Genomic DNA, 18,674 nt, shown 5'->3' with positions numbered 1-18,674 from the left:
GTCGGCACGGTGAATTTTCCCTTACCGACCGCGCTAAGTCACTGAGCAGCAAGGGGATGACCATGCAGTTCCCGGCAAGGCCTTGGATGGCTGGTGCGGCACTGGGCAGGCCGCACGACAAGACATGCGCTGACGGGGTGGACGTGGTAGAATCGAAGCTTATTTTTGATTCCTGAAAAGATAGCCATTTACCCATGACAGATCAGCTTTTCGCCAAGGAAACGATCCCAATCAGCCTCGAAGAGGAAATGCGCCGCTCCTACCTCGACTACGCTATGAGCGTGATCGTGGGTCGTGCACTTCCCGATGTGCGTGATGGCCTCAAACCGGTACATCGTCGCGTGCTGTTTGCCATGCACGAACTTTCCAACGACTGGAACCGTGCATACAAGAAATCCGCGCGTATCGTGGGCGATGTCATTGGTAAATACCACCCGCATGGTGACTCGGCGGTTTACGACACCATCGTGCGCATGGCGCAGGACTTCAGCCTGCGCTACCCGCTGGTGGATGGCCAGGGCAACTTCGGTTCGGTGGATGGCGACAGCGCCGCCGCCATGCGTTACACCGAAATCCGCATGGCGCGCATCGCGCACGAACTGCTGGCGGATATCGACAAGGAAACCGTGGACTTCGGGCCGAACTACGACGGCTCCGAACACGAACCGCTGATCCTGCCGGCCAAGATTCCCAACCTGCTGATCAATGGCTCCTCCGGCATTGCCGTAGGCATGGCCACCAACATCCCGCCGCACAACCTCACCGAAGTGGTGGACGGCTGTCTGGCGCTGCTGGCCAACCCGGAAATGACCATCGACGAGCTGATCGACATCATTCCGGCACCGGACTTCCCGACGGCAGGCATCATCTACGGCACCGCCGGGGTGAAAGAGGGCTACCGTACCGGTCGCGGTCGCGTCATCATGCGCGCCCGTACCCACTTTGAAGACATCGGCAAGGGTGACCGTCAGGCCATCATCGTCGACGAGATTCCGTATCAGGTGAACAAGTCGCGCCTGCTGGAGCGCATTGCCGAACTGGTGCGTGACAAGCAGATCGAAGGCATTTCCGACCTGCGCGACGAGTCGGACAAGTCCGGCATGCGCGTGGTGATCGAGCTCAAGCGCGGCGAAATGCCGGAGGTGGTGCTCAACCACCTGTTCAAGCTCACCCAGCTGCAAGACAGCTTCGGCATCAACATGGTGGCACTGGTCGACGGCCAGCCGCGCCTGTTGAACCTGAAGCAGATCATCGACGAATTCCTGCGTCACCGCCGCGAAGTCGTCACCCGCCGCACCATCTACGAACTGCGCAAGGCGCGCGAACGTGGCCACATTCTGGAAGGCCTGGCCGTTGCGCTGTCCAATGTCGACGACATCATTGCACTGATCAAGGCCTCGGAAACCCCGCCGGCTGCCAAGGTAGCGCTGATGGCGCGCGCATGGCGCTCGGAGCTGGTGGAAGAGATGCTGTCCCGCGTGGACCAGAGCAAGGCGCGCCCGGATGGGCTGGACGCCGAGTTCGGCCTGCACCCGGATGGCTATCGCCTGTCCGACGCGCAAGCCCAGGCCATCCTGGAAATGCGTCTGCAACGCCTGACCGGCCTGGAGCAGGACAAGATCGTCGGCGAATACCGCGACATCATGGCCATCATTCTGGATCTGATCGACATCCTGGAACGTCCGGAGCGCATCAACCAGATCATTGGTGACGAACTCTCTGCCATCAAGACCCAGTTCGGTGACGAACGTCGTTCGGAAATCGAACCGTTCGGTGGCGACATCAATATCGAGGACCTGATCACCCCGCAAGACATGGTGGTGACCATCTCCCATACCGGCTACATCAAGACTCAGCCGATTGACGACTACCGCTCGCAACGCCGTGGCGGTCGTGGCAAGCAGGCTGCCGCCACCAAGGATGACGATTTCATCGACACCCTGTTTGTGGCCAATACCCACGACTACGTGCTGTGCTTCTCCAGCAAGGGCCGTTGCTACTGGATCAAGGTTTACGATCTGCCGCAAGGCGGTCGCAACAGCCGCGGCAAGCCGATGGTGAATGTGCTGCCGCTGGCCGATGGCGAGAAAATCAACGCACTGCTGCCGATCAAGGCCTTCACTGATGCCGAAGCCGTGTGCGACGAAAACGAAGATGACGAAGCCGCCGCCCTCAAGGCCAAGGGCCCGTTCATCTTCATGTGCACCGCCAATGGCACCGTGAAGAAAACCCCGCTGGAAGCCTTCTCCCGTCCGCGTACCGCCGGCATCATCGCCGTGCGTCTGGACGAAGGTGACAACCTGATCGGCGTCGCCCTGACTTCCGGCAACGACCAGATCATGCTGTTCTCCGACGCCGGCAAGGCCGTGCGCTTCAGCGAAACCGACGTGCGTGCCATGGGCCGTACCGCCGGTGGCGTGCGCGGCATGATGCTGGGCGAAGGCCAGCAGGTGATTTCGCTACTGGTCACCAATTCGGAAGAGCAGCAAGTGCTGACCGCCAGCGATGGCGGTTATGGCAAGCGCACCCGCACCGGCGAATTCCGTCATACCAGCCGCGGCACCCAGGGCGTGATTGCGATGGACCTGACCGACAAGACCGGCCTCAAGCTGGTGGCAGCCAGCCTGGTGGAAGACAGCGACGATGTGATGCTGATCACCACCGGTGGCGTACTGATCCGCACTAAGGTATCCGAAGTGCGTGAAACCGGCCGCTCGGCACAGGGCGTGCGCCTGATCAACCTGGACGAAGGCGAGAAGCTGATCGGCCTGGAAAAGGTGGCAGAGGGCGAATCTGACGAGGAAACCGTGGAAGAGGGCGAAACTGCTGCTTCGACTGAAGACGCTGGCGGAGACGTCGAGGCATGACGCCAAACCCTGCCAATCCGCAGGTGCTGGAGACGATGAGCAAGCTCTTCGTCTCCTCCCGCACTGCGCCACCCTTGGTTTCCAGTATCTGGGCACCGAGGGTCGCCGCCCGGTGCTCAAGGTGGAGTGGCGGGAAGACCTGGTGGGCAACCCCGCCAGCGGCACCATCCACGGCGGGGTGATTACCTCGCTGGTGGATACCACCAGTGCCGTTTCGGTCACCGCCTGTCTGCCGGATTTTGAAACCATTGCCACGCTGGACCTGCGCATCGACTACCTGAAGGCAGCCACACCGGGCAAGGCCATTCACTGCCGCGCGGAGTGTTACCGCCTGGCCAGCCAGATCGCCTTCACCCGCGCAGTGTGCTATCACGACGATCCTGCTGATCCGATTGCCCATGGTGTAGCCACTTTCATGCGTGAATCCAGTCGCGCCTCGATGTTGCAGGAACCAAAACCATGAGCGATTTCATGGAAAAGCTGGCCGCACTGCGCGACGCCAAGGACTTCACCGCCCTGATTGACGCCATTCCCTATGCCCGGCTGATGGGCGTGGAAATGCTGGAAGACGAGGCAGGGGAGCTGCTATTCCAGCTACCGTTTGCCGAGCGTAATGTCGGCAACACCGTCCTGCCGGCACTGCATGGCGGCTTGATTGGCGGCTTTCTGGAGAATGCCGCGCTGCTGCACCTGATCTGGCATCGCGAATCGCTGGAAGCACCCAAGATTGTCGATTTTTCGCTGGACTACCTGCGCTCCGGCCGACCGCAAACCCTGTTTGCCCGCTGTGAAATCACCAAACAGGGCAAGCGCGTGGCACATGTATTGATAGAGGCCTGGCAAGAAGACCGCCGCAAGCCGGTGGCCGTGGCACGGGCCCATTTCCTGCTGACGCAGTGACACACACAGGCATGGCCTGATCTGGTCATGCCGCAAGTTTGAAGCAATGACTGAGGACAGACATGGCCAAGGTGTATAACTTTTCCGCCGGACCGGCAGTTTTGCCCCACGACGTTCTGGCACAAGCCCAAAGTGAAATGCTGGACTGGCACGGCTCCGGCATGTGCGTGATGGAAATGAGCCATCGCGGCAAGGAATTCATGGAAATCATCCATGATGCCGAACAGGATCTGCGCGAGCTGATGCACGTGCCAGCCGGTTACAAGGTGCTGTTCCTGCAAGGCGGCGCCTCCATGCAGTTTTCCATGGTGCCGCTCAATTTGCTGGGCGACAAACAGTCGGTCGACATCGTCAATACCGGGCACTGGTCCAAGCTGGCCATCAAGGAAGCGCGTCGTTATTGCAATGTCAACGTAGTGGCCAGCAGCGAAGACCGCAACTTTGCCTATGTGCCGGCAGAGGAAACCTGGCAGCGTGACCCCAACGCCGCCTATCTGCACTACACCTCTAACGAAACCATCGGCGGCCTGCAATTCCCCTTTGTCCCGTCTGATCTGGGCGTGCCACTGGTATGTGACATGTCGTCTGACTTCCTGTCGCGCGAAGTGGATGTCAGCAAGTTCGGCCTGATCTATGCTGGCGCGCAAAAGAATATCGGCCCGTCCGGTCTGGTGGTGCTACTGGTGCGTGAAGACCTGCTGGGCCGCGCCCGTGCCGACCTGCCTACCATGCTCAACTATCAGGTACATGCTGACGCCGACTCCATGTACAACACCCCGGCCACTTACCCCATCTATATCGCCGGTCTGGTGTTCAAGTGGCTGAAGCAGCAGGGCGGGGTGAAGGGCATGGAAAGCCGCAATGCGGAAAAAGCCGGCCTGCTGTATCACACCATCCAGTCCAGCGAAGGCTTCTATACCACCCATATCGATGAACCCTTCCGTTCGCGCATGAATGTGGTGTTTCGCCTGAAGGACGAGGCACTGGAAGAGAGCTTCATGATGGAAGCACGCAAGAACGGACTGATCCAGCTCAAGGGCCACCGCGTGGTTGGCGGCATGCGTGCCTCCATTTACAACGCCATGCCGATTGAAGGCGTGAAGGCACTGGCCAGTTTCATGCAGGACTTCGCCCGCCAGAACGGCTAAGGCGGAGCTGGCAGCTTGATTGTTCTGCCTGCATTACACTGTGTGCAAAAACCCGTGGCCAACACGGGTTTTTTCTTGTGCGTTGCGGTTTTATGATGGATGACCATAACAATATCGGAAATCATTCCATGGACCGCTCCATTCAACGCTTGCTGCTTGCGGGCGGCCTCATCGTTTCACTGGCCATGGGCATCCGCCATGGCTTCGGCTTTTTCATGCCGCCCATGACCAGCGCCTTTGGCTGGACCCGCGAAAGCTTCGCATTTGCACTGGGCATGCAGAACCTGATCTGGGGCCTGGCGCAGCCCTTTGCCGGCGCCCTGGCCGACCGGCACGGACCGGGCAAGGTGCTGCTGGGGGGCGGCCTGCTGTATGCTCTTGGTCTGCTGCTGATGACGGTATCGGCCACGCCCGTCCTGTTTTCCCTGTCAGCCGGTGTCCTGCTGGGGCTGGCATTGTCCGGTACCACTTATAGCGTGATTTTTGGCGTGCTGGGCCGTACCGTACCCGCTGCTTATCGCTCCCGCGCCATGGGCCTGACAGCCGCTGCCGGCTCATTCGGTCAGTTTGCCATGGTTCCGATCGAGCGTTCGCTGATTGACGGCATGGGCTGGCTGCCCTCCTTGCTGGTACTGGGTGGCTGTGCGCTGCTGATGCTGCCGCTGGGCCGTGCCTTGACCAGACAGGCAGAGGCCATGCCGCAAACCGGCACACCACAGGCTCATGCGCACCTGCTGCAAGGTATGCTGCATACCTTTGCCCGCGCCTGGACCGAAAAAGGCTTCCGCCTGCTGATGGCGGGTTATTTTGTCTGCGGCTTTCAGGTGGTATTCATTGGCGTGCATCTGCCTGCCTATCTGCGAGACCATGGAATGGGCGGCAATATCGCCAGTCTGGCGCTGGCGCTGATCGGTCTGTTCAACATCTTTGGCACCTTCATCTTCGGTGAAGCCGGTAGCCGCTTTGCCAAGCCGCCCTTGCTGGCCGGCATTTATCTGGCGCGCAGCATTGCCATCGGCCTGTTCCTGGTTCTGCCGTTGTCGGTGACGTCTGTGCTGGTATTCGCCTCAGTCATGGGCTTTTTATGGCTGTCCACCGTACCGCTGACCAACGGCGTGATTGCCAGCCAGTTTGGCGTACAACACCTTGGCATGCTGTCAGGAGCAGTGTTTTTCTCACACCAGGTGGGCAGTTTTCTTGGAGTGTGGCTGGGAGGCAAGCTGTACGATCTGAATGGCAATTACAACATCGTATGGGGCATTGCCATTGTGCTGGGCGTGCTGGCCGCGCTGGCCAACCTGCCGATCCGCGAGCAGGCATCTGCTGCTTTCGCCGAGAAGGCTGCTGCATGAAAACCGTTTTGTATGCCGTGCTGGGCCTGTTGCTGGTGATACTGCTGTTGATGTATCAGCAGCCACGCTTTGTCATGGCATTTTCCGACTTGATAACCGCCTGTTTTTGAAGCGTCAGGAGCTTGCATGCTGAGTACCGAACTGTTTGCCCGCTTGAATGCCATCTGGGAAGATGGTGAGCATCACGATGCCGTCACCACCGAACGCGCACTGAAAAACCTGTTCATCACGCCGGATACCGGGCGCTTCCTCTACCAGCTGTTGCGGCATGCCAATCCACAGCATGTGCTGGAAATTGGCACCTCCAACGGTTATTCCACCCTGTGGCTGGCGCTGGCCTTGCGCGACCGGGATGGCCGGGTCACCAGTCTGGACATTTTGCCGGCCAAACAGCAGCAAGCTGCCCAGCATTTGCAGGAATTTGCCTTGCAACACAAGGTGGAGCTGCTTTGTCAGGACGCCTCTGCCTACTTGCGTGAAGCCGCTGACGGCAGCGTGGATGTGGTGTTTCTGGACGCAGATCGCAGCCGATACATGGATTATTGGCCTGATTTGTGCAGGATTCTGCGGCGTGGCGGCCTGATCGTGGTGGATAATGTCCTGTCGCATGCGGCTGAATGTGCAGATTTCATTCGACTGGTGCTTGCGACGGAAGGCTATCTCGCGGAAACTTACCAGATTGGAAAAGGCCAGTTTGTCATAGTGAAAGATTGATTACGTGTCAGAAGAACTGCTGAAGCAACATCGCGATGCCATCGATTCCATCGATGCCCAGATCCTCCACCTGCTGAACAGCCGCGCCAGTCATGCCCGTGAAATCGGTGAAATCAAGGGTGGTGGCATCATCTACCGTCCGGAGCGTGAGGCGCAGGTGCTCCGCCGCATCCAGCAGCTCAATCCGGGCCCCTTGCCAAATGAAAGCGTGGCCCGCCTGTTCCGCGAGGTGATGTCCGAATGCCTGGCGCTGGAAAAGCCTTTGTCCATTGCCTATCTGGGACCGGAAGGCACCTTCACCCAACTGGCTGCCATCAAGCACTTTGGCCATGCTGCGCGTACGGTAGCCTGCGCCTCGGTGGATGAGGCTTTCCGCCTGGTGGAGTCCCGCACGCTGGATTATGTGGTGGCTCCGGTAGAAAACAGCACCGAAGGTGCGGTTGGCCGCACGCTGGACTTGATGGTCAGCAGCCCGCTGCGCATTTGCGGTGAGGTGGTGCTGCGTATTCATCATCACCTGCTGCGCAAACAGGAAGGCATGAACGGCATCACCCGGGTGTACGCCCATGCCCAGGCACTGGCGCAATGTCATGAATGGCTGAACAAGAACCTGCCAGCACATGTTGAACGGGTGTCTGTGGCCAGTAATGCCGAGGCTGCCCGCCTGGCAGGTGAGGATGCCAATGCCGCTGCCATTGCTGGTCAGGCTGCGGCGGAGCGCTATGGCCTGGTCAAGCTGGCGGAAAACATCGAAGACGAACCGAACAACACCACCCGTTTTCTGGTACTGGGCAATCAGCAAGTTGGCGTGACCGGTCAGGACAAGACCTCCATCGTGGTGGCTGCACCCAACCGACCGGGTGCGGTACATCAGTTGCTGGCACCGGTGGCAGACAACGGCGTATCGATGACCAAGTTCGAATCGCGCCCGTCGCGTGCCGGTTTGTGGGATTACGTCTTCTTTATCGACATGGAAGGGCATCACGACGATGCCAATGTCGCGACTGCGCTGGCCGGCCTCTCCGAGCGGACTTCCTTTGTCAAAGTGCTTGGTTCCTATCCGCAAGCAGTGCTGTAAAAATTGCTGTAATCAGTACAGCCGGGCTGGAGACATCCACCCGGCTTTATTCTTTTTGGAGAGTGTTGATGAAGTCCCTGTGTCTGTTTTGTGGTTCGAATAAAGGAACACGTCCTGAATACCAAGCCGCAGCTGCCGCATTTGGCCGCACGCTGGCAGAAGAGGGCATCACCCTGGTGTATGGTGCCGGCAAGGTGGGCTTGATGGGCGTAGCTGCCGATGCCGCGCTGGCTGCTGGCGGAAAGGTGATCGGGGTGATTCCGGAATTCCTCAAGGCCAAGGAAGTTGCCCATCTTGGGCTCACGGAATTGCATGTCACGCAAACCATGCACCAGCGCAAGGCCATGATGGCGGAACTGTCTGACGGCTTTGTTGCCTTGCCCGGCGGCTTTGGCACCTTTGACGAGCTGTTTGAAATCCTGACCTGGGCGCAACTGTCGGTACACGACAAACCGGTAGGCCTGCTGGATATTGCTGGTTTCTTCCAACCGCTGCTGGCACTCAGCCGCCATGCTGTAACGGAAGGCTTTGTACCGCAGGGCAATATGGACTTGTTCAGTCATTCGGCCGATATCGGGCAGTTATTGCAAGCCATGCGCGCTTACCAGCCAAAACAGACCGCCAAATGGCTTGATCTGGCGAAGACCTGACCCCATCTGGCATGACATCGTCCCAGGGGTTTCGACATGAATGATGACCATGTGACAACGTGTAAAACCTTGCTTTGGCGCTTGCGTCGCTTGCTGACAGGCCCGCTGGTGCTGCTGGCAGCCTTGCTGATTGCTTTTGAAGAATTCGCCTGGGACGAATTGTCGGACTTGCTGGCCCGGCTGGGCCGCTGGCCGGTACTGCGTCAGCTGGAGGCTGCTGTGGCACGTGCCACACCTCCGGTGGCGCTCAGCCTGTTTTTGTTGCCGGTGCTGGGGCTGTTGCCGGTCAAACTGGCCGCAGTCTTGCTGATCAGCCGCGGCCATGCCGTACTTGGCCTGCTGGTTATTCTGCTGGCCAAGCTGCTGGGAACCGCGGTGGCTGCACGGCTGTTCAGCCTCACCCGCGGTCAGCTGATGCGCGTACAGTGGTTTGCCCGTGCCTATCAGCTGTTCATGCGCTTCAAAAACTACATACACGATCGCCTTGTCGCATCACCTGCCTGGCAGGCTGCCCATCGCTTGCTGGATGCCGTGCGCACCAGGCTGCGGCGCTCTTCGGTCTGGTCCCGCCTTGGGCGGCGCATGTCCCGCCAATGGCAGCATTTGCGTAAATAGCTGCCCGTACCCATGACTTGCTTCTGCTAAAATCTGGCTCGATAACAGCCAGACCAATCCCATCGCCAGGAAATAAACATGATTATCGTGATGAACCGTTTCGCACAGGATGAACACATTCAGGCGGTGGTGGACAAGATTCGCGCTGCCGGCTTGAGCGAGCACGTCTCGCGCGGGACCGAGCGCACCATCATCGGCGCAGTCGGGGATGAGCGGGTATTCAGCCCGGATGCCTTTGCCCTGTTGCCGGGTGTGGAGCGGGCGATGCGGGTAGTCAAGGAGTACCGCATTGTCTCGCGCGAAGTGCATCCTGCCGACAGTGTGGTGCAGGTGCGAGGGCTGTCCATCGGCGGCCCGGCCATTCATGTGATTGCCGGCCCGGCCGCCGTGGAAACGCCGGAGCAGATGGCGCTGTCCGCGCAAATGGTGCGTCAGCATGGCGGCAAAATGCTGCGCGGCGGTGCGTTCAAGCCGCGCACCAGCCCCTATGCGTTCCAGGGCGTTGGCGTGGAGGGACTGGATATCCTGCAGCAGGAGGCGCGCCGTCAGGGCCTGCCCATGGTGAGCGAATTGCTGGATGTGCGCCTGCTGGACACCTTTCTTGAGCATGACGTCGATGTCATCGAAATCGGCGCACGCAATATGCAGAATGTCGGCCTGCTCAAGGAAGTGGGGCGTATCAACAAGCCGGTGATCCTGAAGCGCGGGCCGTCTTCAAGCCTGAGTGAATGGCTGATGGCTGCCGAATACATTGCAGCCGGTGGCAACCACAACATCATTTTCTGTGAGCGCGGCGTGCGCAGCTTTGAAACTTCTTACCGGAACATGCTGGACCTGTCGGCCATTAGCGTGATGAAGCGGGAAACCCACCTGCCGGTGATGGTCGACCCCAGTCACGCTGCAGGCAAGGCATGGATGGTAGCTTCACTGGCCAGGGCGGCACTGGCAGCCGGGGCGGATGGCCTGATGCTGGATATCCACCCGGACCCGGCCAATGCATGGTGTGATGGCGAGCAGGCGTTAAATCCGCTTGAATTCAGCCAGCTGATGCAACAGCTGTCAGTACTGACCGGGGCGCTCGGCCGCAGCCTTGCCTGAGTAGCACCGTTCCTCATCAGCAAGATAATAAAAAAACCGGCTTCTGCCGGTTTTTTACTTGTGTGCGATCAGGTCCAACCCAGCAGGATGGGCGCAATCCAGCCTCCCAGCCACATGCTGGTTATCGGTGCGGCGATTGTCCCGATGAGCAACAAGCGCCAGCTCAATATGCCACCCTTGCTCCGCTGCAGGGAAAACAGAAACACCCGGTATAGCAGATAACTGAGCACGGCCATCAGTGGTGGCAGCATCACGTAAGCTGCCATTGGGCGCCATTCCAGTGCAGGAGCGGTGAGCAGGCTGCCAAGGGTAAAGCACAGTTGTGAAACCAGCAGGGCAGCGATACGCGGCGACTCTGCAGGCAGCAATAAGCCGCGACGGGTCGGGCAGGCGCTGGCGGGCAACCAGAGCGCTGCTGCAATGGCAAGCCAGCTGTAGCTATAGACAAAGGGCAGCCAGACCGGGCGCAGCGGCGTGTAGGGTTCGCTCAGGCGGAAAAATGCAGCCAGTACGAAATACGCGGCGATGAAACTGGCAATGGCGACCGGGCTGCGTGCTGCAATCTGACGCCAGAGTATGTGCAGGAGATATGCCAGCAGCAACAGGATCAGCAGCCAGCCTCCAAGGGTTGCCGTCATGCTTGTCCCAATACGCGCAGCAGTGCGGCGGAAATGATTTCGCCCATTTGGGCCAGATAGTGGGTGTGCATGTCGAAGGTGAAGCGCTGCGCATCGTCACTGGCCAAGACCAACAGACCAAAGCGCGCCCCACTGACATCGGTCAGCGGAATCTGGCTGAATGATTGCAGTACCGGTGTGGCTGGGAACCAGCCCAGGACTTCGTCATTGACATAGGGGCCGCAGTAGGGTGCAGACAGGTTGCGGGCCAGGGCCTGCACTTCGTGACGTGCATTGTAGAGCGGAGAGGATTCGGCCGCCGGATGCCACAGGCGCAAGGCCATACGGTCCAGCGAAAAGTCCTGCTTGAAGCAGCTGGCCAGCCCATCCACCACCTGCTGCAGGTTCAGGCAGCGTTGCAGTACCAGGGACAGGCGGTGGGCGCTGTGAATGATCTGATCATTGGCTTCGCCATGGAGGATGAGTTGATGCAGACGCGCTTCCAGCTGACGGTTACGGTCCTTCAGTTCCAGCATCTGTCTGTCAGCCAGTGAAACCACCACCCGGTCCTGCGTGGCCGGGCTGCGCAGGCCAAAGCGGTCGGCATGGTGCTGCAGGAAGTCCGGGTGCGTATCCAGAAAGGCCAGAACCTCATCGCTTTGCATCAACATTCTCCTTGTAGTGTGCCTGTGTACCGATCAGTCAGACTTCGATTTCACCCTGGAATACCGTCATGGCCGGGCCGGTCATGCGCACTGGCTGGCCTTCGCCATGCCATTCGATTTGCAGATCGCCGCCACGGGTATGCACCAGCACCTTGCTATCCAGCAAGCCGCGACGGATGCCAGACACCACCGCGGCACAAGCTCCGGTGCCGCAGGCCAGGGTTTCGCCCGCACCACGTTCAAACACACGCAGGCGGATTTCATGGCGCGAAACAATCTGCATGAACCCGGCATTCACCTTTTCCGGGAAGCGGTGGTGGGTTTCGATCAGTGCGCCCAACTCTTTCACCGGTGCAGTATCGACACTATCGACCACCTGCACTGCGTGCGGGTTCCCCATGGAAACCACGCTGATGTCGCAGCTGTAACCGCCGGTATCCAGCGGGTAGGTGATGGCTTCGCCTTCTGCAACAAAAGGAATCTCCAGCGGACGGAAGCGCGGCACACCCATATCAACCACAGCCTGGTTCTGGCCCAGGTATTCCGGAATGATCACGCCTTTGGCCGTTTCAACCCGGATGGCTTTCTTGTTGGTCAGTTTCTGGTCGCAGACAAATTTGGCAAAACAGCGTGCGCCGTTACCGCATTGTTCCACTTCGCTGCCGTCATTATTGAAAATGCGATAGCGGAAATCGTTGTTTTCTTCCTGGGGGGATTCCACCAGCAGCAGCTGGTCAAAGCCAATGCCGAAGTGGCGGTTGCCAAGCTGGCGGATTCTGTCGGTATCGAGGGAGACGGTTTGTCTGACACCGTCAATTACCATGAAGTCATTGCCCAGGCCATGCATCTTGCTGAATTTGAGTCGCATCGGAAAAGTCCGGTCTCAGGGTTGGCCAAATACCGTCCATCATAACCGATATGCCATGCCTGTCCAGCGCTGAGCCATCCGATTGACACCTTACTAACCAGTAAGTAAAGTTTGCTGATGAAAACTGCCGCCGATGCCAAAACCGATACCAGCAAACGCATTCTCGACATTGCCGAGGAGCTGTTGCTGACGCGTGGTTATAACGCCTTCAGCTACCAGCACATCAGCTCGGCACTGGGTGTGCGCAACGCCGCCATCCATTATCACTATCCCAAAAAAACCGATCTTGGCGTAGCGCTGATCCAGCGTTACCGTCGCCGCTTTCAGCGTTTTGTCGAAGCGCAACTGGCCCTGACTCCTGCCCAGCAGCTGGAGCAGTACTACACCCTGACCGATGCCTATTTCGAGCGTGATCAGCAAATCTGCCCCAGCGGCATCCTGACGACCGAATACCAGACCCTGCCGGAAGAAATGCAGCAGGAAGCCAATGCCTTTGTCGATGAAATGCGTGACTGGGCGGTCAGCATTGCCGCACGCGGACGCGCCGATGGCAGTATGCGTTATGCCGGCACGCCGGAAGCCATGGGCCTGCTGATGCTGGCAGCCTTGCAGGGAGGCTTGCAACTGGCACGTACCGACCAGGCGGTGATCGATGTATTGAAAATCCAGATTCGGGCCTTGCTGGGCCTGGATGTTCCACTTCCATGACATAAAACAGAGGGCTAACACGCATGGATTATCAGAAAAACAGCATGAGTCGCATTGCCGACAAAGTGGGCAGACTGCCAGTCGGCCTGCGCAGTACGGTGCTTTCCTTGTTATTCGGTCGCTTTGTGCCGTTTCTGGCCACGTCCGGCATTCGCTTTGAACAGACAGGGCATACCCGCCTGACTGTTTCCATCCGCAACCGGCGCAAGGTGCAAAACCATATCAAGGGCGTGCATGCCGCCGCCATGGCGCTGCTGGCCGAAACGGCTAGCGGCTTTGTGGTGGGCATGAACGTGCCGGATGACAAGCTGATGCTGCTCAAGTCGATGAAGGTGAATTACGTCAAGCGCGCGCAGGGCGACATGCGGGCGGTGGCCACGCTGACGGACGAGCAGATCCGCAGCATGTACACCACCGACAAGGGTGATGTGCTGGTGGATGTCACGGTGACGGACGCATCGGGCGAATCGCCGGTGGTCTGCGAAATGGTGTGGGCCTGGGTGCCCAAAAAACGCCCCCAATAAAGGAGCCCAGGCATGCAATGGCAGACTTTTGACGTTGAATTGCAGGGCAAGGTGGCACTGGTGCGCTTTAATCGCGCGGACAAGGCCAATGCATTGAACCAGACCATGTGGCAGGAGCTGCAATCGGTTATGGAGTGGGCAGATGCCGAGCCTGCGGTGCGCGCGGTGGTGCTGGCCGGGCAGGGCAGGCATTTCTGTTCCGGGATCGACCTGTCCATGCTGTTGGGCATTCAGGGTGCCATTGCCGACGAATGCGAAGGACGTCAGCGCGAGAAACTGCGTCGACTGATTTTGCAATTACAGGACAATGTATCCAGCCTGGAGCGCTGTCGCAAACCGGTGGTGGCCGCCATTCATGGTGCCTGCCTTGGCGGCGGGCTGGATATTGCGCTGGCGGCTGACTTCCGCTTTGCTGCAGCAGATGCGGTATTTGCCGTGCGCGAAGTGGATATCGGCATGGTGGCCGACGTTGGTACCTTGCAGCGCTTGCCTGGCGTGGTCGGGCAGGGGATTGCCAGGGAAATGGCGCTTACCGGCCGGGATGTCACGGCAGAAGAGGCACTGCGCTTTGGCCTGGTCAATCGTGTATTGCCTGATGCCAATAGCGTGCTGGCAGCTGCGCTGGAAACGGCGGCGCTGATAGCAAGCAAATCGCCGCTGGCTGTGCGTGGCAGCAAGGAAATGCTGAACTACTCGCGCGATCACAGCGTGGCGGACAGCCTGAATCAGGTCGCCACCTGGAATGCGGCCATGCTGCTGTCGGAAGACATCCAGAAGGCAGCCATGGCGTCGATGACGCGGCAGACGGCAAGCTTCCGCGACTGAGCCAGTGGGCCATAAACAAAAACGGCAGCTTGTGGCTGCCGTTTTTGTTTGGATCAGGATCGCGCTTATTGTGCTGCGCTGGCTGCCGTTGCGGCAGGCTTGGCCACCGATTCCCACTTGCCGTTTTTCAGCTGATACAGGGAAACAGTGCCGTTGACGATATTGCCCTTGGGATCAAAAGCGATATCGCCGGTAACGCCTTGCAGCTTGGTCTTGGCAATTTCCGGCAGATACTTGGCCGGGTCGGCCGAGCCTGCGCGCTTCATCGCTTCGATCATCACGCGGGTAGCATCGTAGGTGTACGGTGCGTAGGCCTGGATGTCGGTATTGAAGCGCTTCTTGAACTTGTCGTTGAATGCCGCAAAACCGGGCATGCTTTCCTTGGGAGCGCCGGCGCTGGAGGCATAGCTGCCTTCGGCGTCCTTGCCACCCAGTTTGGCGAATTCAGCGGTATTCACACCGTCAGCACCCATGTAGTCGGCGGTGATGCCCAGCTTGCGCATCTGCTTGACCATCGGACCGGCTTGCGCGTCCATGCCGCCGTAGAACACCAGATCCGGCTTTTCACCCTTGATGGAGGTAAGGATGGACATGAAGTCGGTGGCACTGTTGGTAGTGAATTCGCGCTTGATCACCTTGCCGCCGGCAGCTTCTACCGATTTGGCAAAGTCATCTGCCAGGCCCTGTCCATAGGTGGTGCGGTCATCAATGATGGCAATGCGGCTGCGCTTCAGGTCGCTCACGGCAAATTTGGCCAGCGCCTGTCCCTGCTGCTGGTCATTGGCAATGATGCGGAAGGTGTTCTTGAAACCTTGCTCGGTGAACTTGGGGCTGGTCACCGAACCGGCAATCATCGGAATGCCTGCGTCCGAATAGATTTTGGATGCCGGAATGGCTGCACCGGAGGTCAGGTGGCCGATTACACCGGCAACCTTGTTGTCGACAAAGCGTTGCGCTACCTGGGTGGCGGTTTTCGGGTCAGCCTGATCATCTTCCGAAACCACTTCAAACTTGACCGGCTTGCCGTCCAGTTTCAGGTTTTCAGCAGTGGCTTCTTCGGCAGCCAGCTTGACGCCGTTGTCGGCATCACGGCCCCAGTGTGCAAACGGGCCGGTCAGCGGATTGGCAGAGCCAATCTTCACGACGACAGCATCGCTTGCGCCAGCAGCGGCAGATGCGTTTTGTTGCGGGGCGGCAGCGTCTTGCTTGTTACAGGCAGTCAGCGCCAGTACGGCGGCGGCGATAAGGGTAATACGTGGGAGATACATGGAAATGCCCTGGTCTAATTAGAATTGGATAAGGGTCATTCGCCACGAAAGCTTTTGGCATTTCATGTCAGCACACCCCGGGGGTGGTGGGGTCTGTTGATGGCGCTGACTGGATACAATCGACGCCACTGACCCGCCCATTTTTGTTGTTCTGCAGCATTTCGTCAACCTTTGTGGCTGATCCATATCAGATTAGCGCCGGTTTGTCCGAGCCTGGCGGCAGCAGAAACAAAAAAAGCGCAGCCTAGGCTGCGCTTTTTCGGGGATGAAGCAAGGATTATTGGGCTGCGCTGGCTGCTGCCGGAGCGCTACCACCCACGGTGGAAACCACTTCCCACTTGCCGTTCTTGACCTGGTAAACGGTAACGGCACCGTTCTTGATGTCGCCCTTGTCGTCAAAGGCAATCTTGCCGGTCACGCCGGTGTAGTCGGTCTTGCCGACTTCAGGCAGGTATACCTTCGGATCGGTGGACTTGGCACGCTTCATGGCATCAACCAGTACACGTACGGCATCGTATTCATACGGTGCGTAGATTTGTACTTCGGTGTTGAACTTGGCCTTGAACTTGTCGTTGAAGGCAGCAAAACCCGGCATCTTGTCGCGCGGAACGCCGCAGCTGGAGGAGTATTGACCTTCAGAAGCGGAGCCGGCCAGCTTGATGAATTCCGGAGTCTGCCAGCCGTCACCACCCATCAGCTTGGCCTTGATGCCCAGACGGTCCATTTGCTTGGCCAGCGGGCCAGCCTGTGCGTCCATGCCGCCGTAGAAGATGACGTCCGGCTTGGTGGCCTTGATGGAGGTCAGAATGGCGTTGAAGTCGGTTGCGGTGTTGGTGGTGAATTCACGTTTCACCACTTCCAGACCCTTGGCCTTGACGGCTTTTTCAAACTCGTCAGCCAGACCCTGACCATAAGCAGTACGGTCGTCAATGATGGCAACCTTCTTGGCTTTCAGGCCATCAGCAGCAAATTGACCCAGCGCAGTACCTTGTTGTACGTCGTTGGCAATCACGCGGAAGGTGGTCTTGAAGCCTTGCTTGGTGTAGTCCGGGTTGGTAGCGGACGGGGAGATCTGCGGCAGGCCGGCGTCGGAGTAGATCTTGGAAGCCGGGATGGTGGTACCAGAGTTCAGGTGACCTACCACGCCAACAACACCAGCATCTACCAGGCGCTGGGCAACCTGGGTACCGATTTTCGGATCGCCCTGGTCATCCTCGGAAACCAGTTCGAATTTGACTTTCTTGCCACCGATCTCAACGCCTTCGGCGTTCAGGTCTTCAATGGCCAGCTTGGCGCCAAATTCATTGTCTTTGCCCAGATGCGAAATCGGGCCGGACATGGGGGATACTTGACCGATCTTGACGGTAACGTCACCGCCGGTTGCGGCAGCAGCAGGAGCAGAAGCTGCACCAGCAGCCGGTTGCTCTTGTTTGCCACAAGCAGCCAGGGTCATGGCAGCGGCAGCGATGAGGCTCAGACGAGCATACTTATTCATATTTTATTTCCCCTGATCTTATCTATGTAGACTTGGCGATCTCTGCGGGCAGCCTGATTAAAATTCAGACTTTACCCTTTACTGATTCAGGCCATTCTTATGGAATGGCCACCAGCTGCGCTGATTATGAGGAGCAGTTTGCGCGGGTGTCAACGGGGTTTATTCATTGGCGGACAAATTATTTTTTATCCCTTCAACGGGCTGCACCAAGCGCTTGCGCACGCTGCTGGCGCATTGTGGCATCTTGTTCTATAACTTCCTGCCAGCCTTGGATATTTTTCTCCACAATGCCTGCCAACGCTGCAATCCACTGCGGGTCATCATTGAGGCAATCGATGTAGCGGAAATCCCCTCCACCGGCTTGCTGGAAGGTGTGTTTGCCTTCCATGGCTATTTCCTCCAGCGTTTCCAGACAGTCTGCGACAAATCCCGGACAAATCACGTCCAGCCGTTTACAGCCTTCTTTACCCAGTTTTTCCAGCGTTGCACTGGTATAAGGCTGGATCCATTCCGCCCGGCCAAAACGGCTTTGGAAACTCACCACATATTGTTCCCGGCTCAATCCCAGCTTTTCTGCCAGTAGGCGTCCGGTTTTCAGGCATTCGCAGTGGTAGGGGTCACCCTTTTCCAGGGTGAAGCGGGGCACACCGTGAAAGCTCATCAACAGCTTTTCCGGGCGACCATGCACTTGCCAATGCGCTTGCACCTTGTGTGCCAGTGCGTCGATATACGCCGCGTCATCGTGGAAGTGACGCACGGTGCGCAATTCCGGCATGTTGCGCAGCTTCATCAGTACCCGGTAGACATCATCCAGCGCCGTTGCACTGGATGAACTGGCGTATTGCGGGTAGAGCGGAATCACCAGCAGCCGGTCCACACCCTGGGCGCGCATTTTCATGATGGCCGACTCGACCGAAGGCTGGCCGTAACGCATGGCGAAATCCACCACCACATTGCGCAGCCCCCGCTCACCCAACAGGCCTTTGAGCAGGCTGGTTTGTTTGCGGGTGTAAGTGAACAAGGGCGAACCATCCGGCCGCCAGATGCTGGCATATTTTTCTGCCGACTGTTTCGGACGGGTGTTGAGGATGATGCCGTTCAGGATCAGCCACCAGATGGCCTTGGGGATTTCAATGACACGGGTGTCGGACAGGAACTGCTTCAGATAAGGGCGTACCGCCTGGGCGGTGGGTGCTTCGGGTGTGCCCAGATTGATCAGCAGAATGCCGATGCGGGCTTGTTGGTCGTGGCTGAAAGGTGGTTCTGGAAGGTATCCGGACAT

19 protein-coding genes are annotated in these 18,674 nt (G+C 58.5%); 13 read left to right on the top strand and 6 right to left on the bottom strand.

Features of this window, described 5'->3' with window-relative positions:
* Nucleotides 1-194 precede the first annotated feature (194 nt).
* From gyrA to aroF, 10 genes are all read left to right on the top strand, one after another.
* Nucleotides 195-2,867 carry a DNA gyrase subunit A gene (gyrA, locus tag AWT75_RS02375; protein ID WP_062786872.1) on the top strand — a complete coding sequence of 891 codons (2,673 nt, stop codon included), beginning with the start codon at nucleotides 195-197 and terminating at the stop codon, nucleotides 2,865-2,867.
* Nucleotides 2,868-2,979: 112 nt separating this feature from the next.
* Complete coding sequence (locus tag AWT75_RS02370; protein WP_239689428.1) at nucleotides 2,980-3,330, top strand: PaaI family thioesterase; 351 nt, start codon at nucleotides 2,980-2,982, stop codon at nucleotides 3,328-3,330.
* Complete coding sequence (locus AWT75_RS02365) at nucleotides 3,327-3,767, top strand: PaaI family thioesterase (RefSeq protein WP_045846915.1); 441 nt, start codon at nucleotides 3,327-3,329, stop codon at nucleotides 3,765-3,767. Before AWT75_RS02370 ends, AWT75_RS02365 begins: the two co-directional genes overlap by 4 nt.
* A 62-nt stretch (nucleotides 3,768-3,829) precedes the next feature.
* Nucleotides 3,830-4,915: a 3-phosphoserine/phosphohydroxythreonine transaminase gene (gene serC, locus AWT75_RS02360; RefSeq protein ID WP_062786869.1), complete on the top strand. Its 1,086-nt coding sequence runs from the start codon at nucleotides 3,830-3,832 to the stop codon at nucleotides 4,913-4,915.
* A 128-nt stretch (nucleotides 4,916-5,043) separates the two neighbouring features.
* Entirely contained in the window at nucleotides 5,044-6,267 is a 1,224-nt protein-coding gene (locus tag AWT75_RS02355) for an MFS transporter (RefSeq protein ID WP_062786939.1), read from the top strand.
* A gap of 126 nt (nucleotides 6,268-6,393) precedes the next feature.
* The gene (locus AWT75_RS02350; RefSeq protein ID WP_062786866.1) at nucleotides 6,394-6,981 is read left to right on the top strand and encodes an O-methyltransferase; all 588 of its coding nucleotides are present in this window, start codon (nucleotides 6,394-6,396) and stop codon (nucleotides 6,979-6,981) included.
* A 4-nt stretch (nucleotides 6,982-6,985) separates the two neighbouring features.
* Nucleotides 6,986-8,059, top strand: coding sequence for a prephenate dehydratase (gene pheA / locus AWT75_RS02345; RefSeq protein ID WP_045846919.1), 1,074 nt, complete (start codon nucleotides 6,986-6,988; stop codon nucleotides 8,057-8,059).
* A 68-nt stretch (nucleotides 8,060-8,127) separates the two neighbouring features.
* Nucleotides 8,128-8,709: an LOG family protein gene (locus AWT75_RS02340; RefSeq protein WP_045846920.1), complete on the top strand. Its 582-nt coding sequence runs from the start codon at nucleotides 8,128-8,130 to the stop codon at nucleotides 8,707-8,709.
* Nucleotides 8,710-8,745: 36 nt separating this feature from the next.
* Nucleotides 8,746-9,324, top strand: a complete 579-nt coding sequence (locus AWT75_RS02335; RefSeq protein WP_082695903.1) for a hypothetical protein — start codon at nucleotides 8,746-8,748, stop codon at nucleotides 9,322-9,324.
* A gap of 78 nt (nucleotides 9,325-9,402) precedes the next feature.
* Nucleotides 9,403-10,422, top strand: a complete 1,020-nt coding sequence (gene aroF, locus AWT75_RS02330; RefSeq protein WP_062786863.1) for a 3-deoxy-7-phosphoheptulonate synthase — start codon at nucleotides 9,403-9,405, stop codon at nucleotides 10,420-10,422.
* Between the two features lie 68 nt (nucleotides 10,423-10,490).
* Here aroF and AWT75_RS02325 read toward each other — a convergent pair whose 3' ends face one another.
* From AWT75_RS02325 to dapF, 3 genes are read right to left on the bottom strand one after another with little or no spacing between them, the layout of a single operon-like run.
* Nucleotides 10,491-11,060, bottom strand: a complete 570-nt coding sequence (locus AWT75_RS02325; RefSeq protein WP_062786860.1) for a hypothetical protein — start codon at nucleotides 11,058-11,060, stop codon at nucleotides 10,491-10,493.
* Complete coding sequence (locus tag AWT75_RS02320; protein WP_045846924.1) at nucleotides 11,057-11,704, bottom strand: DUF484 family protein; 648 nt, start codon at nucleotides 11,702-11,704, stop codon at nucleotides 11,057-11,059. The genes AWT75_RS02325 and AWT75_RS02320 overlap by 4 nt, the downstream gene beginning before the upstream one ends.
* Nucleotides 11,705-11,741: 37 nt before the next feature.
* Nucleotides 11,742-12,572 carry a diaminopimelate epimerase gene (dapF, locus tag AWT75_RS02315; RefSeq protein ID WP_045846925.1) on the bottom strand — a complete coding sequence of 277 codons (831 nt, stop codon included), beginning with the start codon at nucleotides 12,570-12,572 and terminating at the stop codon, nucleotides 11,742-11,744.
* A gap of 117 nt (nucleotides 12,573-12,689) precedes the next feature.
* Between dapF and AWT75_RS02310 the strand changes: the two genes are divergently transcribed.
* From AWT75_RS02310 to AWT75_RS02300, 3 genes are read left to right on the top strand one after another with little or no spacing between them, the layout of a single operon-like run.
* Nucleotides 12,690-13,280 (top strand): TetR/AcrR family transcriptional regulator, encoded by a 591-nt coding sequence (locus tag AWT75_RS02310; protein WP_062786936.1) that lies wholly within the window; start codon nucleotides 12,690-12,692, stop codon nucleotides 13,278-13,280.
* 44 nt (nucleotides 13,281-13,324) lie between these two features.
* On the top strand, nucleotides 13,325-13,804 hold the full coding sequence (locus AWT75_RS02305; RefSeq protein WP_239689427.1) for a DUF4442 domain-containing protein: 480 nt from the start codon (nucleotides 13,325-13,327) through the stop codon (nucleotides 13,802-13,804).
* Nucleotides 13,805-13,816: 12 nt separating this feature from the next.
* Nucleotides 13,817-14,629, top strand: coding sequence for a crotonase/enoyl-CoA hydratase family protein (locus tag AWT75_RS02300; RefSeq protein WP_062786854.1), 813 nt, complete (start codon nucleotides 13,817-13,819; stop codon nucleotides 14,627-14,629).
* A 65-nt stretch (nucleotides 14,630-14,694) separates the two neighbouring features.
* Here the strand turns inward: AWT75_RS02300 and AWT75_RS02295 are convergent, their stop codons facing one another.
* The 3 genes from AWT75_RS02295 to hemH all read right to left on the bottom strand — a co-directional run bounded on the left by AWT75_RS02295 (nucleotide 14,695) and on the right by hemH (nucleotide 18,674).
* The gene (locus tag AWT75_RS02295; RefSeq protein WP_062786851.1) at nucleotides 14,695-15,897 is read right to left on the bottom strand and encodes a branched-chain amino acid ABC transporter substrate-binding protein; all 1,203 of its coding nucleotides are present in this window, start codon (nucleotides 15,895-15,897) and stop codon (nucleotides 14,695-14,697) included.
* Between the two features lie 277 nt (nucleotides 15,898-16,174).
* On the bottom strand, nucleotides 16,175-17,392 hold the full coding sequence (locus tag AWT75_RS02290) for a branched-chain amino acid ABC transporter substrate-binding protein (protein ID WP_045846930.1): 1,218 nt from the start codon (nucleotides 17,390-17,392) through the stop codon (nucleotides 16,175-16,177).
* A 193-nt stretch (nucleotides 17,393-17,585) separates the two neighbouring features.
* Nucleotides 17,586-18,674, bottom strand: coding sequence for a ferrochelatase (gene hemH, locus AWT75_RS02285; RefSeq protein WP_062786848.1), 1,089 nt, complete (start codon nucleotides 18,672-18,674; stop codon nucleotides 17,586-17,588).

This window comes from Aquitalea pelogenes, assembly GCF_001515305.1.
GTDB lineage: Bacteria > Pseudomonadota > Gammaproteobacteria > Burkholderiales > Chromobacteriaceae > Aquitalea > Aquitalea pelogenes.
This window is presented reverse-complemented; position numbering and strand designations above follow the sequence as displayed.

Coding starts and splice junctions, on each gene's coding strand:
- gyrA (WP_062786872.1), top strand. CDS start 195: ATGACAGATCAGCTTTTCGCCAAGGAAACGATCCCAATCAGCCTCGAA.
- AWT75_RS02365 (WP_045846915.1), top strand. CDS start 3,327: ATGAGCGATTTCATGGAAAAGCTGGCCGCACTGCGCGACGCCAAGGAC.
- serC (WP_062786869.1), top strand. CDS start 3,830: ATGGCCAAGGTGTATAACTTTTCCGCCGGACCGGCAGTTTTGCCCCAC.
- AWT75_RS02355 (WP_062786939.1), top strand. CDS start 5,044: ATGGACCGCTCCATTCAACGCTTGCTGCTTGCGGGCGGCCTCATCGTT.
- AWT75_RS02350 (WP_062786866.1), top strand. CDS start 6,394: ATGCTGAGTACCGAACTGTTTGCCCGCTTGAATGCCATCTGGGAAGAT.
- AWT75_RS02340 (WP_045846920.1), top strand. CDS start 8,128: ATGAAGTCCCTGTGTCTGTTTTGTGGTTCGAATAAAGGAACACGTCCT.
- AWT75_RS02335 (WP_082695903.1), top strand. CDS start 8,746: ATGAATGATGACCATGTGACAACGTGTAAAACCTTGCTTTGGCGCTTG.
- aroF (WP_062786863.1), top strand. CDS start 9,403: ATGATTATCGTGATGAACCGTTTCGCACAGGATGAACACATTCAGGCG.
- AWT75_RS02325 (WP_062786860.1), bottom strand. CDS start 11,060: ATGACGGCAACCCTTGGAGGCTGGCTGCTGATCCTGTTGCTGCTGGCA.
- AWT75_RS02320 (WP_045846924.1), bottom strand. CDS start 11,704: ATGCAAAGCGATGAGGTTCTGGCCTTTCTGGATACGCACCCGGACTTC.
- dapF (WP_045846925.1), bottom strand. CDS start 12,572: ATGCGACTCAAATTCAGCAAGATGCATGGCCTGGGCAATGACTTCATG.
- AWT75_RS02310 (WP_062786936.1), top strand. CDS start 12,690: ATGAAAACTGCCGCCGATGCCAAAACCGATACCAGCAAACGCATTCTC.
- AWT75_RS02305 (WP_239689427.1), top strand. CDS start 13,325: ATGAGTCGCATTGCCGACAAAGTGGGCAGACTGCCAGTCGGCCTGCGC.
- AWT75_RS02300 (WP_062786854.1), top strand. CDS start 13,817: ATGCAATGGCAGACTTTTGACGTTGAATTGCAGGGCAAGGTGGCACTG.
- AWT75_RS02295 (WP_062786851.1), bottom strand. CDS start 15,897: ATGTATCTCCCACGTATTACCCTTATCGCCGCCGCCGTACTGGCGCTG.
- AWT75_RS02290 (WP_045846930.1), bottom strand. CDS start 17,392: ATGAATAAGTATGCTCGTCTGAGCCTCATCGCTGCCGCTGCCATGACC.
- hemH (WP_062786848.1), bottom strand. CDS start 18,674: ATGTCCGGATACCTTCCAGAACCACCTTTCAGCCACGACCAACAAGCC.